7 protein-coding genes are annotated in these 14,618 nt (G+C 70.1%); 2 read left to right on the forward strand and 5 right to left on the reverse strand.

All coding sequences use genetic code 11. The features are described 5' to 3' along the window. Positions 1-2 precede the first annotated feature (2 nt). From P5P86_RS06430 to P5P86_RS06440, 3 genes are all read right to left on the reverse strand, one after another. Positions 3-839 (reverse strand): hypothetical protein, encoded by an 837-nt coding sequence (locus P5P86_RS06430; RefSeq protein WP_280610478.1) that lies wholly within the window; start codon positions 837-839, stop codon positions 3-5. Between the two features lie 4 nt (positions 840-843). Beyond that, complete coding sequence (gene dapD, locus P5P86_RS06435; protein ID WP_280610479.1) at positions 844-1,773, reverse strand: 2,3,4,5-tetrahydropyridine-2,6-dicarboxylate N-succinyltransferase; 930 nt, start codon at positions 1,771-1,773, stop codon at positions 844-846. Positions 1,774-1,924: 151 nt separating this feature from the next. Next, positions 1,925-2,476, reverse strand: coding sequence for a DinB family protein (locus P5P86_RS06440; protein ID WP_280610480.1), 552 nt, complete (start codon positions 2,474-2,476; stop codon positions 1,925-1,927). 65 nt (positions 2,477-2,541) lie between these two features. Here P5P86_RS06440 and P5P86_RS06445 point away from each other — a divergent pair, with 65 nt between their 5' ends. Continuing rightward, positions 2,542-2,838 carry a hypothetical protein gene (locus P5P86_RS06445; protein ID WP_280610481.1) on the forward strand — a complete coding sequence of 99 codons (297 nt, stop codon included), beginning with the start codon at positions 2,542-2,544 and terminating at the stop codon, positions 2,836-2,838. 261 nt (positions 2,839-3,099) lie between these two features. After that, complete coding sequence (gene ileS / locus P5P86_RS06450) at positions 3,100-6,345, forward strand: isoleucine--tRNA ligase (protein WP_280610482.1); 3,246 nt, start codon at positions 3,100-3,102, stop codon at positions 6,343-6,345. Between the two features lie 58 nt (positions 6,346-6,403). Here ileS and P5P86_RS06455 read toward each other — a convergent pair whose 3' ends face one another. Further along, a complete protein-coding gene (locus P5P86_RS06455) occupies positions 6,404-8,353 on the reverse strand; it encodes a phospholipase C (protein WP_280610483.1) in 1,950 nt (649 codons plus the stop codon). Positions 8,354-8,383: 30 nt separating this feature from the next. Beyond that, positions 8,384-14,389, reverse strand: a complete 6,006-nt coding sequence (locus P5P86_RS06460; RefSeq protein ID WP_280610484.1) for a putative Ig domain-containing protein — start codon at positions 14,387-14,389, stop codon at positions 8,384-8,386. Positions 14,390-14,618: the final 229 nt, after the last annotated feature.

Below are 14,618 nucleotides of genomic sequence, written 5' to 3' on the forward strand. Positions count from 1 at the left end.
GGCTAGGCGAAGGTGACGGTGACCTGCCGGGCCGATCCGCTGCCGGTGTGCTTCCAGTCGCCGTCCTTGCCGGTCGACCAGGTCCAGCCGGCGTAGGAGACCTTCAAGACGCCGAGCCGCTGCGCCTCGGCGACGACGTAGTGCGCCACCGCCCAGCCGGCGGTCGCCGACGGCACGCCGATGGTGGCGGTGCTCCCGCGCACGACCGGTGCGTCCACCACGCCGTCGAATAGGCTGCCGATCTCCTTGCGGAGAGCGGCCGGATGGCCGGCACCGGTGTCGGGGACGTCGATGCGACAGGCGAACGCGTGTGGTGAGTATCCGGTCAGCGCCGAGGCCAGCGCACGCGCGTCCGGCTCGTGCTTGGCGTACGCCGCCGGGTAGGCCGAGCGCTGCACCTTCTGCGCCGCGACGGTGATCTTGAGATTCTCGTAGTTCGGGATCTTGACCAGCGCGTCGTAGAACGCGTCGGTGGCGTGGACCGGGTCCAGCACCTGCGAGCGCGTGCCCCATCCCTGGCTGGGCCGCTGCTGGAACAGGCCGAGGGAGTCCCGGTCGCCGCCCTCGAGGTTGTAGAGCTTCGACTCCTGCATGGCGGTGGCCAGGGCGATCGTCGCCGCGCGCGCCGGCAGGCCTCGTCGGACCGACAGGGCGGTGATCAGCGCGGCGTTCGCCGCCTGCTCGGGATCGAGGGTGGCCTGGTGCCCGCTGACCGTGGCCGTGCAGTCCTCGGCCTGGGGGATCAGCGAGTGCAGCCTGCCGGTCAGCGATCGCAGCCCGGCGAACGCCGCCACGCCGACGACCGCGACCACCACGACGGTGATCGCGAGCTTGCGCACGGCGCTAGTTGGCGTGGAGCGCGGCATTGAGGGCGATGCCCTCGCCCTTCCACGGCACCGCCTCGACCGTGCCGGTGGTCGAGTTGCGCCGGAACAGCACGTTGCTGGCGCCCGAGAGCTCGCTCGCCTTGACGACGGTGCCGTCCGGCAGGGTGACCTTGGTGCCGAAGGTGATGTAGGCACCCGCCTCGACCACGCAGTCGTCCCCGAGCGAGATGCCGATGCCGGAGTTGGCACCCAGGAGGCAGCGCTCGCCGATCGAGATCACCTGCTTGCCGCCGCCGGACAGGGTGCCCATGATCGAGGCACCGCCACCGATGTCGGAGCCGTCGCCGACCACGACGCCGCCGGAGATGCGGCCCTCGACCATCGAGGTGCCGAGCGTGCCGGCATTGAAGTTGACGAAGCCCTCGTGCATCACGGTCGTGCCGGCCGCGAGGTGGGCGCCGAGGCGGACGCGGTCGGCATCGGCGATGCGGACGCCGCTGGGGATCACGTAGTCGACCATCCGCGGGAACTTGTCGACGCCGTGGACCGTGACGTGCTGGCCGGCCGCCTTCAACCGGGCGCGAGTGAGCTCGAAGCCCTCCACCGCGCACGGCCCGGCGCTGGTCCACACCACGTTGGTGAGCAGGCCGAAGATGCCGTCCAGGCTCTGCCCGTGCGGCGCGACGAGCCGGTGGGAGAGCAGGTGCAGCCGCAGCCAGACGTCCTGGGTGGTGGCGGGCGCGGCGTCGAGGTCGATGCTGACCAGCTCGACCGTGCGGGTCACCTGGCGCAGCTCGTCGGTGCCCGACAGCGTGGCCAGCTCGTCGGGAACCGGAGCGTCCGTCGGGGCCTCTCCGAGCGCCGGGCTCGGGAACCACACGTCCAGCACGGTCGAGTCGTCGGCGGCGTACGTCGTCAGGCCGAAGCCCCAGGCGGTTCTCGTCACGGGGCCGAAGCCTACCGGGGAGGCGGTGGTCGGACGCCATGCGTGTTCCTGCCTCGACGGCCCCGGAGCACCTCAGCAGCCGGTGGCCGGCCAGGCAGGAGCGGTACGTCGCAGGCGGTCTCCCGATGCGGCTCGACGGCCCCGGAGAGCCTCACTCGCCGGTCCGCCCGTCGACGCATTCGCGCAGCAGGTCGGCGTGGCCGCAGTGCCGGGCGTACTCCTCGACGAGGTGCACCAGGATGTCGCGCACGGTCGTGGTGGCACCGTCGCCGTTGTAGACCACCGTGCGGGCCATGTCCTCATCGGTCTGCGTGTCCAGCCAGACCTCGGCGCGCTCGATCTCGTGGCGCCAGGCGGCGAAGGCCTCCTCGACGCACGCGGGTGTCCCGACCGCGCCGGTGAACTCGATGTCGGGGTCCGCGGAGGAGGTGAACGGCCTCGGCTCGTCGAGGTTGCCCTGCAGCGCGCGCTGGAACCACGTCTGCTCGACGTACGCCGCGTGCCGGACCAGGCCGAGCAGGCTGAGCTCGCTCGGCGGGACGGACCGGGCGGCGAGCTGCTCGGGGGAGAGGTCGCCGCACTTGAGCTCGAGGGTGAGCCGGTAGTTGCGCAGGTAGTCACGGTAGGTCGCCAGCTCCCCGACGGCGCCACCGTCCTGGCGCGGGTCGTCCTCGCGAGCCACGAACATGCCGTCGAATGCCATGCGGCCAGCCAACCGGGCGCGGGCGCTCCGGAGCAACCGCGTTTCGCCCGTGAGACCATGGGCCGATGCCGAGCAAGCGCGCCGCCCTGCCCACGCCGACGATCACGCAGGCGGAGGACGGCACGTGGGGCCTGGAGGTCCCCGGCGTCGCGTCGACCGCCGGTCATCCGGCGCCGGAGTGGGCGCTGGCCAAGGCGGTGGAGGCGGTCCGCCGCGCGGCCGCCGACATCGTCCGCAGCTGGATCGCGGGCCGGCCGGTCACCCCCGCGCAGCAGGAGGTGGTCCTGCTGGTGACCCGCGGTGACTCCCAGGTCTACGCGTGGCTCGAGGCGGGACTCGTCGAGGACCCGAAGCGGCGCTGAGCGGGGATCCGGTTCGCCAGGCCGGCTGGGGAGCACGTAGGCTTGTCGGTAAGGCGTTCGAGCCGTCATCAGCGGCGAGCCCTCGGAAGAACAGATCGCGACAGCCGGTCGGGGTCCCAGTAGAACCGGGCGGGTCCGGCCCGTCACAGCCGAAGAACAAGGGGTACGGAGAGCGCTCCGTACAACCGGGGTGGTACCGCGGCGAGAGTCGTCCCCGGGGTTTCGACAGGCTCCACCACCGAAATCCCAGGAGATGCCCCGATGACCTATCCCAAGGTCACCACCGACCCCTCGCTCGACCCGGCCAAGGGCGGCGTCCCCGCAAGCCCTCGCTTCCCCGAGCTCGAGCAGCGCGTGCTGGCCTACTGGGCCCAGGACGGCACCTTCCAGGCCAGCATCGACGCACGGGACGCGGGCGCCGACGGCGGCAACGAGTTCGTGTTCTACGACGGGCCGCCGTTCGCCAACGGTCTGCCGCACTACGGCCACCTGCTGACCGGCTACGTCAAGGACATCGTCCCGCGCTACCAGACCATGCGGGGCAAGCGCGTCGAGCGCCGGTTCGGCTGGGACACCCACGGGCTGCCCGCCGAGCTCGAGGCGATGCGCCAGCTCGGCATCAAGACCACCGACGAGATCGACGAGATGGGCATCGACGTCTTCAACGCGGCCTGTCGCGAGTCGGTGATGAAGTACGCCGGGGAGTGGCGCGACTACGTCACCCGGCAGGCCCGCTGGGTCGACTTCGAGCACGACTACAAGACGCTCAACCCCGATTACATGGAGTCGGTGATCTGGGCGTTCAAGACGCTGTTCGACAAGGGCCTGATCTACGAGGGCTTCCGCGTGCTGCCCTACTGCTGGAACGACGAGACCCCGTTGTCGAACCACGAGCTGCGGATGGACGACGATGTCTACCAGCAGCGCCAGGACCCGGCCGTCACGGTCGGGTACGACGTGACGAGCGAGGGCTCGTTCCGGGGCAAGAAGCTGCTGATCTGGACCACCACCCCGTGGACCCTGCCGAGCAACCTGGCGGTGATGGTCGGCACCGAGATCGACTACGTCTCGGTCGCCGCGCCCGACGGGCACGAGTACCTCCTCGCCGAGGCCCGCGTCGCGGCGTACAAGAAGGAGCTCTACCCCGAGGCCGACGAGCCGGCGATCACCTGGCGGGGCAAGGGCGCCGACCTGATCGGCCTGACGTACACGCCGCCGTTCCGCTACTACGAGGGACACGCCAACGCCTTCCGGGTCGTCGCCGCCGACGACGCCGTCACCACCGACTCCGGTGTCGGCCTCGTGCATACCGCCGGTGCGTTCGGCGAGATCGACAAGGAGGTCACCGACCGCGAGGACATCGAGGCGGTGATGCCGGTCGGCAAGGACGGCAAGTTCACCGCGCCGGTCACCGATTACGCCGGCCTGCAGGTCTTCGAGGCCAACCGGCCGATCATCAACGACCTGAAGAACGTCTCCGGCCCGGTCACTCCGGGCACGGTGCTGCTGCGCCAGGAGTCCTACGAGCACTCCTACCCGCACTGCTGGCGCTGCCGGAAGCCGCTCATCTACAAGGGCGTCTCCAGCTGGTTCGTCGAGGTCACCGCGTTCAAGCAGCGCATGCTCGAGCTCAACGAGCAGATCCGCTGGGTGCCCGAGCACATCAAGCACGGCCAGTTCGGCAAGTGGCTGGAGAACGCGCGCGACTGGTCGATCACCCGCAACCGCTTCTGGGGCTCCCCGGTGCCGGTGTGGAAGAGCGACGACGAGGCGTACCCGCGGATCGACGTCTACGGCTCGTTCGAGGAGATCGAGCGCGACTTCGGCACGCTGCCGCTCAATGCGGACGGCGAGCGCGACCTGCACCGGCCGTGGGTCGACGAGCTGACCCGGCCGAACCCGGACGACCCGCGGCCCGAGGGCGAGCGGAGCACGATGCGGCGCGTCGACGACGTGCTCGACGTGTGGTTCGACTCCGGCTCGATGTCCTTCGCGCAGAACCACTACCCGTTCGAGAATCAGGACTGGTTCGACGGCACGGCCGAGAAGAAGGGCCACTTCCCGGGCGACTTCATCGTCGAGTACATCGGCCAGACCCGGGGCTGGTTCTACACGCTGCACATCCTGGCCACCTCGCTGTTCGACAAGCCGGCCTTCTCCTCGTGCGTGAGCCACGGCATCGTGCTGGGCTCGGACGGCAACAAGATGTCCAAGAGCCTGCGCAACTACCCCGATGTCAGCGAGGTCTTCGACAGGGACGGCGCGGACGCGATGCGCTGGTTCCTGATGTCGAGCCCGATCCTGCGCGGGGGCAACCTCGTGGTCACCGAGCAGGGCATCCGCGACTCGGTGCGCCAGGTGATGATCCCGCTGTGGAACAGCTGGTACTTCTTCCAGCTCTACGCCAACGCCGCCCAGCTCGACGCCGAGTGGTCGACCGCGTCGCAGGACCCGCTCGACCGCTACATCCTGGCCAAGACCCGAGCGTACGTGCGCCAGATGACCGAGGCGCTGGACCTCTACTACGTCGCCGACGCCTGCGAGGCCACCCAGCGCTTCCTCGACGTCTTGACCAACTGGTACATCCGGCGCTCGCGCGAGCGGTTCTGGAACGAGGAGCAGGCCGCCTTCGACACGCTGTACACGGTGCTCGAGATCGTGTGCCGCGTGACGGCGCCGCTGCTGCCGCTGACCACCGAGGAGGTGTGGCGTGGGCTCACCGGCGGACGCTCGGTGCACCTCGCCGACTGGCCGGCGGCCGAGGACCTGCCGGCGGACGGCGCGCTCGTCGCGGCGATGGACGCCGTCCGCGAGGTCTGCTCGGCCACCTCCGCGCTGCGCAAGGCGCGCAAGCTGCGCAACCGGCTCCCGCTCGGCGGCCTCACCGTGGTCGGGCCGAGCGTGGCCGGCTTCGAGGAGATCGTCGCCGACGAGGTCAACGTCAAGGCGGTGCGGCTGCTCGACGCGGCGAGCGAGGAGGCCCAGCGGTACGGCGTGGAGCAGCGGCTCACCGTCAACGCCCGCGCGGCCGGCCCCCGGCTGGGCAAGGACGTGCAGCTGGCGATCAGGGGCTCGAAGTCGGGCGACTGGTCGGTGGCGGCCGACGGCACCGTCACCGCCGGTGGCCTGGTGCTGGTCGAGGGGGAGTACACCCTGGAGACAGTCGCCGGCGCCGCCTCGCAGACCCAGGCGGTCGGCATGCTCGCGGACGGTGGCTTCGTGGTGCTCGACACCCTGGTCACCCCCGAGCTCGCCGCCGAGGGCCTGGCACGGGACCTGGTCCGCGCCGTCCAGCAGGCGCGCAAGGACGCCGGCTTCCACGTCGAGGACCGCATCGAGCTGACCATCGCCGGTGGGGAGGCGGTGCGGGAGGCGGCGCGCCGGCACGAGACGCTGATCGCGCAGGAGACGCTGGCGACGACGTACGCCGTGACGGACGCGGCGGAGGGCATCGAGGTCGCCGTCGGCGAGGGCGAGAAGGCGACGATCGCCGTCGCCCTGGCCTGACCCGGCGCGCGTCCGCCGAGCCTGTCGAGACCTCTCGACAGGCTCGGCGGACGACGGATCAGCTGTGCCGCTGCTTCACGTGCACCTTGACGTTCTTCGTGTGGTGCTGCTTGTCGACGTCGACGTACATCACCGTGAACCGGTGGTTGCCCACCGCCAGGTGCTCGGTCGGCAGCTTGATCTCCAGCCGGCTGCCGGCGTGCGCGTGGCCGTGGGCCACCACCTTGCCGCGGGCGTTGCGGACCACGAACCGGGAGCCCGGCTTGATGCCGGCGATGGTCAGGACCGCCCGCCGACCGTGGGGGACGACGTCGGTCACCCGCACCGCGCTGACGACCGCCGCCGGCTCGTAGGGCTCGGCCGTCTTCGCGGCGGCCGCCTTGGTGCCGGTCGTGGTGGTGGCATCCACCGGGTCCTGGTGCGGCGTCACCTGGCTGGCGCCCGGCCGCTTCGGCATCGCCAGCGTCGAGGCGGCCAGCTGGGCCTCGTAGTTGGCCTCGCGCGTGCTGGTGAGGAACTCCGTGCTGGTCGGCGGCGTCGCGACGGCTTCGCTCTGGAACGCCCCGGCCAGGTCGTCGAAGGTCGCCCGACGCCACGACGTGATGGCGCTGAAGGTCACCGGCTTCTTGGCGGCCAGGCCGTTGGTGATCCGGCCGGTGTTCAGGCCCCCGGCTGCCGTGATGGACTCGATGAGCCGCAGCGGCGAGGTGTGATCGGCGACCTGGGAGTAGATGTGGCCGCCGACCGTCCACGGCGAGATGATGATGCAGGGCACCCGGAAGCCGGCACCGGCCGGCAGGCCACCGCCCGGCGTGCCGCGCGGTGAGGGGATGGTCACGTACTCCTCGGGGTGCTGCTCGGGGTCCGGCACCGGCGGCGGCACGTGGTCGAAGAAGCCGTCGTTCTCGTCGTAGTTGATGATGAAGACCGTGGAGTTCCACAGGTCCTCGTTGGCGGCCAGGGCCTCCAGCTTCGAGGCCAGGAAGTAGGCGCCGGCGGCGGGCGTGTTCGGCGGGTGCTCGTCCGAGGCGTACGGACCGTCGGGGAAGAGCCAGGTCACGTCGGCCAGGGTGCCGTTCGCGCAGTCCTCCTCGAAGCCGTGGTAGGCCACCGTCGCCTTGGTCGGGCTCAGCGGGTCGCCGAGGCCGCCCTTGCCGTCGCCGAAGAGCGTCCCGGGCGTGGAGACGGCGTTGTAGAGCTCGTCGGCCACGATCCCCTTGGTCGCGAGGTTGGCCCACCAGCTGAAGTAGTTGTACGAGCTCGAGCTGCTGTAGGTCTTCACCGTGTAGCCGGCCGCGTACAGCGCCTCGGGTGCCGACTGCCACTTCAGCGCGTTCGGCTTGACCGTCTCCAGGATCGGACCGCCCTGGGTGCCCTGCGGGTCGTTCGTGCCCGACATCCAGATGGCACGGTTGGGATAGGTGGGTCCCATCACCGAGCAGTGGTAGTTGTCCAGCAGGGTGAACTTCTCCGCCAGCGCCCAGTGGAACGGGATGTCCTCCTGGGTCATGTAGCCCATGGTGTAGGAACCCTTGGTGTCGCCGTCCGACGCCAGGTGGGTGTGCAGCCAGCCGTCCATCGCGCCCTTGTTCCACGACGCATGCTGGTCGCGCCAGTCGTGCGAGAGCGACGGCACGGCGGCGGCCGCGGTGTTCTTGGTGTCCATGTGGAACGGCTCGAGGTAGCCGGCCGGGTTGGCCGGGTCGGGCTGCTTGAACACCGAGTTGCCGTTGGGCAGCGTCATCGCGGTCGGGTCGTCGAAGCCTCGTACGCCGGGGAAGGTGCCGAAGTAGTGGTCGAAGGACCGGTTCTCCTGCATCACGTAGACGACGTGCTTGACCTGCGAGAGGTCGAAGGGCTTCGTCTCGGCCGCAGCAGCGGCCTGGGCGAGCCGGGTCGGCAGGATGCCGGACATGCCGGCCGCGCCGGCGACCGCCGCAGCACCGGCGATGACGGTGCGTCGGGAGACGCGGGCGGCTCCGAGCGAGGAGGAGGTGTTCTCAGTCATGATCGTCTTTCGTCGTTTCTTCTCGGAGCCTCAGTGAGCCGACCGCACGGCCGACTGGTCGGCCTTGACGGTCTTCTTGAGCTTCTTGATCTTCTTCTTGAGGTGGACGAGCTTGTGGTGGGCCTTCGCCTTGGCCGCCCGCGAGGAGTGCTTGGAGTGCAGCGCCTTGAGGGCCTTCTTCTTGGCCTTCTGGGTCTTGGCCAGCGTCGCGGTGTCCTTCGCGAGCTTCGCCTGCGCCTTCTGCAGCGCCGGGTTCGGCTTCACCACCGGAGGAGTGGTGCCGCCACCGCCGGTGGTGGCCTGCTTCGGGATGCTGACCGCGCCGGAGGTGGCGCTGGTGGAGGCGAAGTCCTCCTTGAGCGCCGTCACCGAGACCGTCAGGACGTGCCCACCGTCGGCGGCGGCCACGACGTACGTCGACTTCGTCGCACCGTCGATCGCCACCCCGTCCCGCAGCCACTGGTAGGTGAAGGAGTCGGCCGTCGGCGTCCAGGCGCCGGGGTCGGCCGTCAGGGTCGAGCCCACGGTGGCCTTGCCCGAGATGCTCGGTGCGGTCTGGACCGTGACCGGGCCGTTGGTGGCCACGGCGCACGCGGTGGCGGCGATCCCGGAGCCGGTCACGGCGACCTGGTCGGCCGGCTCGGTGGGCCCGGAGAGGTCACCGTCGTCGGCCACGTTCAGCACCGAGGCGATCGCGCTGTTGCGGGTGTCGGCGATGTAGAGGACGCCCTCGGTCTGGTCGATCGCGACGGCGTACGGCGTGTTCAGCCGCGTGCTGGCGGGCAGCGTCGCCGTGGCGACCGGGCTGAGGTTCTCGGCCCCGGCGACCGCGCCGACGTTCACCAGCGTCGAGATGGTGCCGTCCGGCGCCACCTCACGGATCGCGTTGTTGAAGGTGTCGGCGATGAACAGGTGGCCGGCGCCGTCGACGGCGACCCCCTGCGGGTCGTTCAGCTGGGCCGAGGTCGCCGGACCGCCGTCGCCGGAGTAGCCGCCGAGGCAGTCGTTGGTCGCCTGGCCGGCGGCGTAGTCGCCGGCCACCGTGGTGATGACACCGGTGGACGCGTCGACCCGACGGATCACGTTGTTCGCCGAGTCGGCGATGTAGACGTCGTCCTTGGCATCGACGGCCACGCCTGCGGGCAGCGAGAGCCGGGCCGCGGTCGCCGCCGAACCGTCACCGGTGTAGCCGGCCTTGCCGGTACCGGCGACGAGCTTGATCGCTCCGGCAGCGGTGACCTCGAGGATGCGGTGGTGGTAGGTGTCAGCGATGAACACGTTGTCGGCGCTGTCGACCACCACGGTGTCGGGGTGCCACAGGTCGACGGTCAGCGGCGTGTCGGATGAGGTGATCGCATCCGCCGTACCGGCGTCCCCGGTGCCCGCGAAGCGGTGGATCTTGCCGTCCGCCTTGGTGATCTCGCGGATCACGTTGTCCCCGCTGTCGGCGATGAAGATGTTGCCGTGCGAGTCGGTGGCGGTGCCGCCGGGCTGGTAGAGCTGGGCGGCCGTCGCGGGACCCTCGTTGCCGAGCTCTCCGAAACCGCCGAGCGAGCCGGCGATGGTCGTCAGCGAGCCGTCGTTGAGCGAGGCGAGCACGTTGTCACCGGTGTTCGAGACGTAGACCGTGCCGTTGTCGGCCGAGACGCCTGCCGGGCGGTAGAGACCGCCGGCCGGGGGCAGCGGCAGACCCGTGGTCACGTCGATGACCGGAGCACCGCCGGAGTCCTTGCCGTAGGGCACGCCCTGGAGCAGCGGTCCGGTGGTGTCGATGAGGCCGATCCCGTCGGTGTAGTCGTAGCCCTGCGGCGCGAGCAGCATCACGTAGTTGCTCTCGCTGACCTTGAGACCCGAGTCGGCCGCGTCGATCGTCAGCGAGGCCTTGGCCGGGACCGAGCTGCCCTTCGGCAGCACGTACGTCGAGCCGTCCTTGGTCCGCAGCTCGTAGCCGCTGACGTCCACCGCCGCGGCAGAGGTGTTGTCGATCTCCACCGAGCTGTCGGCGGTGCGACCCAGGGACACGTCCCGGGAGAAGCCGAGCTGCTCGAGGTCGACGGTGCCGGGGCTGCTGAGCGCTGTCTTGAGCGAGGAGTTGATGTCGTCCCCGCCGGCGGCCAGCGAGTTGTACCAGACGCTCGCCACCGGGCTGGTGAGGTCGGCGGGCACCGCGTAGTGCTCGGCGTAGTTGCCGTTGGTGGCGGTGCAGGTGGTCGAGCAGGGGGTGTCCACCCATGCCTGGGTGATGGGCGTCGTACCCCTGTTCACCGAGACGTAGAAGGTGTGGTCACCGCCGGAGTTGGCCATCGAGCTGAAGCCCTGGGCCAGCACCACCGAGGTCGCAGAGGGCAGCCCGTAGTTGGCGAGGAACTGTGCCGTGGTCTTCACGCCGAGGTACTGGTTCTCCACCCACCACACCAGCTGGGTGCCGTGGGCCGGGATGACCGGATCGACCAGCGGGGAGTTCGCCGTGGTGTCGGAGGGGTCATGCAGCGTCACCACGGCAGCGGACTTGGTGAGCGTGAGGCCGTAGGCCGCGAAGTCGATCGGGTGGTCGGTGGTGTTCGTGATCTCGCTGTACTCGTAGTAGTCGGTCGAGTTGTTGTCGTAGTTGACCTCCGAGACCAGCAGGTCGTTCGCGCTGATCGCCGGGGCGGCGGAGTCGTTAGCCGTGCCCTTGGTGGTGTAGGCCGAGACACCGAAGGCGCCGGTGCCGTCGGTGCCACGGGCCCACGACGTGGTGGCGTACGACGTCCACGAGGTCGAGTCGAGGAGCGTGCCGTCGGTCTCGGTCAGGTAGAGGGTGTCCTGGGCGGCCATGTCGAAGCCGGCTGCCTTGAGGGCCGGGCCGTCGACCACGACGTACCCGTCCGCGGCGATGTCCTGGGCCGGGACCCGATACACGTCGCCCTCGCTGTCCTCGAGGCGGACCGAGGTGGCCGTGAGTGCGGCGCCGGAGTTGTAGAGCTCGATCCAGTCGGTGGCCGGCGCGCCGCTGGCCCTGACCTCGTTGATCCGCAGACCGGCGAGCGGGTCGCCCGCGCCGGGGCCGCCGAGCCCGGGGAGCTCGACGATCGTGAAGTCCTTCGAGACCGAGTCCTGGGTGGTGCTGCTGTCGGTGGCCGTGACGTGGACGCTGTAGCGCCCGAGCTCATCGCCCGGCGTGCCGCTGATCAGCCCCGAGGTCTTGTCGATCGTGACGCCGGCCGGGAGGCCACTGGCGGCGAAGGTGTACGGCGAGGTGCCGCCGTGCGCCTGCACCTGGATGCCGGTGAGGGCGGTGCCCCGGCGTGCGGTCGCGTCGTCGATCGCGTCGAGTCGCAGCTCCTTGCCCAGCGTCAGGGTGAAGGAGATCGTGGTGCTGTCGCTCGCCACGTCGTCGCCCACGGTCACGGTGACCGGGTAGTCCTTCACGTCGTCGGAGAGGCTCGGCGTGCCGCTGATGACACCGGTGGTCGGGTCGATCGTGACCCCGCCCGGCAGACCGGCGGCGGCGTAGGTCAGCGAGCCGAAGAGCGGCTGCGCGTGCACGGCGATGGGGTTGATCGCCTCACCGACCGAGATCTCGGCGTTGCCGACGGCGGTGACGGCGACGTGATCGATGGTGGTGACGGGCGTGAAGTCGGTGCTGTTCGCATTCGCGTCCACGGGGTAGCCGTGGGCGAACTTGCGGGAGATGACGCAGGTGTTGTTGGTGCCGGAGTCGACACCGGTGACCTTGGCCGAACCCTTGCTCTCGGCCGCCGAGGGCTGATTGGTGGACGCGTTCATCCAGCCGACGCCGTCGACCTCGCCCGCCGCCTTCGCCGCGGCCGAGGAGAGATCGCCGTTGATGGCGCTGGTGCCCTTGGAGGCGTCGAGCAGCTCGATCTGGCCACCGGTGTTGCAACCGCCCATGTTGCTGCTGCCCTGGTTGCCGTTGGCAGGGGTCGCGACCGAGACGTCGAGGTCGGGCGTGAAGCCGGCGGTGTAGGTGCCGTGGTCGACCGGCGTATGCGCGTTGCCGTACCAGACGATGAAGTGATGGTGCGGTGCCACGGTGCCGTACAGCTTCACCAGGCTGCTGCACGCACCGGTGGCGGCGTAGGTGCGGTAACACAGGTCGTAGTTCGGCGTGACAGTGGCGTTGGGCGTCGTCGTGGTGTCGATCGAACCCAGCGAGATGGGGCTGTCGGTGGGGTTGTACAGGTCGACCCAGTCGTTGGTCCACCGCACGGTGTCGGAGTTCGCGCCGAAGACCGCCGCGATCACCAGGTGGTCGGTGTCGAGTGAGGGGTCGAGGTTGGGGGCGCCCTTGGTGGCCTTGCCGGCGGCGGAGAAGTCGCCGGTGCCATCGGGGTAGCGCGCCCAGGAGGTGGTGGTGAACGACGTCCACGAGGTCTCGTCGATCGTGGTGTCGTCGGCCTCGGTCAGGTCGAGGGTGTCGCTAGCCGCCAGGTCGAGGCCGGCGCCGTGGAGGTCGGCGCCCTCGACGACGACGTACGCGCCGGCTCCGATGCTCTGGGCAGGCACCTGGTAGCTGTCGCCCTCGCCGTCCACCAGGCTCACCGACGCGCTGCTGATCGCCGCACCGGTGTTGTAGAGCTCGACCCAGTCGTTCGCGGGCGTGCCGGTCGCCTTGACCTCGTTGATCCGCAAACCCGCAAGGGGGTCGGACTGGCCGGGCGCACCGGACTTCGGCAGTTCGGTGAGGGTGAAGTCGGTCGCTGCGGACTGGGCAGCGGCTCCCGCTCCGCTGTCGGTGACGGTGACGTGGACGCCGTAGCGACCGACCTTGTCGGTCGGCGTGCCGCTGATCTCACCGGTGGTCGGGTCGATGCTCACGCCGGTGGGCAGACCCGTGGCGCCATAGTGGTCATCGGGCGTGCCCCCGTGCGCGGTCACCTGGATCGGCGTGATGGACGCGCCCTTGTGCGCGGAGGTGTCCGGCACGCTGTCCACCCGCAGCGTGCTGCTCAGGTCGACGGCGAACGACGTGGTGGCGGTCTCCGAACCGGTCGGCCACGTGTCGGTGACGGTGACCGTCACCGGATAGGACTGCAGGGCGTCGGACGCGGCCGGAGTGCCGCTGATGAGGCCGCTGCTCGGGTCGATGCCGACTCCTGCGGGAAGCCCGTCGGCGGCGTAGCTCACCGTGCCCGAGGCGTTGCTGGCCTGGATCTGGATCGGCGCCATCGCCTCGCCGCGGCTGATGACCGCGTCGTCCACCTTCGCGACGGCGACGTGGCTGCTGGCCTGTGAGTGGATCGTGAAGTCGGTGGTGGTGAGAGCGGTGAAGTCGGCGGCGTTCTTGTCGGTGTCCTGCGGGATGTTGTTGCTGAACGTCCTCGCCGAGACGTAGGCGTTGCTCGGGCCCGCCGAGGCACCGGTCACGGTGCTGACGCCCCCGGTCTCGGCGCTGCCCGGCTGGGTGTAGGTCGGCGCGGCGTACTTGGTCCACGCGACGGCGTCGACGACACCGGCGTTCCTCGCGGCGGTCGAGGACAGGTCGCCGCTACCGGTGTAGGTGCCGCCGCTGGTCGCGCTCAGCAGCAGGATCTGGCCGCCGGTGCTGTAGCCACCGAAGCCGGTGTTCGACTGACCGGAGGGGTCGGTGGAGCTTCCCGCCGTGTTGCCGGCGTCGAGCGCGAAGTTCAGGTCGGGCGTGACGCCCGCGGGCGGAGTACCGCGGCTGGTGCCGGCTGCCGTGTTGTGGCCGTCCCAGATGAGGAAGTAGTGGTGCGACTTCACCGTGCCGTACAGCTTCATCGAGCTGCAGCTGGTTCCGCTGATGCTGCGGTAGCACTGGTAATAGTTCGGCGACACCGTGGATCCGCTGATCGTGCCGAGCGAGACGTCCTGGTCGGTGGGGTTGTAGAGCTCGACCCAGTCGCTGTTGTAGGCGCCGCCGTCGCTGCCGAACACCGCGGCGATGACCAGGTGGTCCGGGGCGGTGGGGTCCGCGGCCTGGGCACCGGTGGCGGTCACCGCCGTCACCGCCGTCATCGTGGCCGCGGCTGTCGCCACCGCGGCCAGGACGGCGGCGACGCGCCGCCTCAACTTCGAACGCTGGTTCAGTGCCACCGGGGGCCCTTCCGTCTGCGGGGATCCGACGCCGGGCAGTGGGGGTTGCCATGAGGGCGGCGGAGGATGACTGGCGCAGGGAATGTGGCAGCGCCGAGTAAACGCCCGACGTCGAGATCCTGAACGCGGCTGAGGTTTTACCTTTCGTCGTGAAGGTATTTGGGTGTACGCCGCTGCGAAGGTGACCGCTACCGCAACGCCTGGC

The organism is Nocardioides sp. BP30 (assembly GCF_029873215.1).
Taxonomy (GTDB): Bacteria; Actinomycetota; Actinomycetes; order Propionibacteriales; family Nocardioidaceae; genus Nocardioides.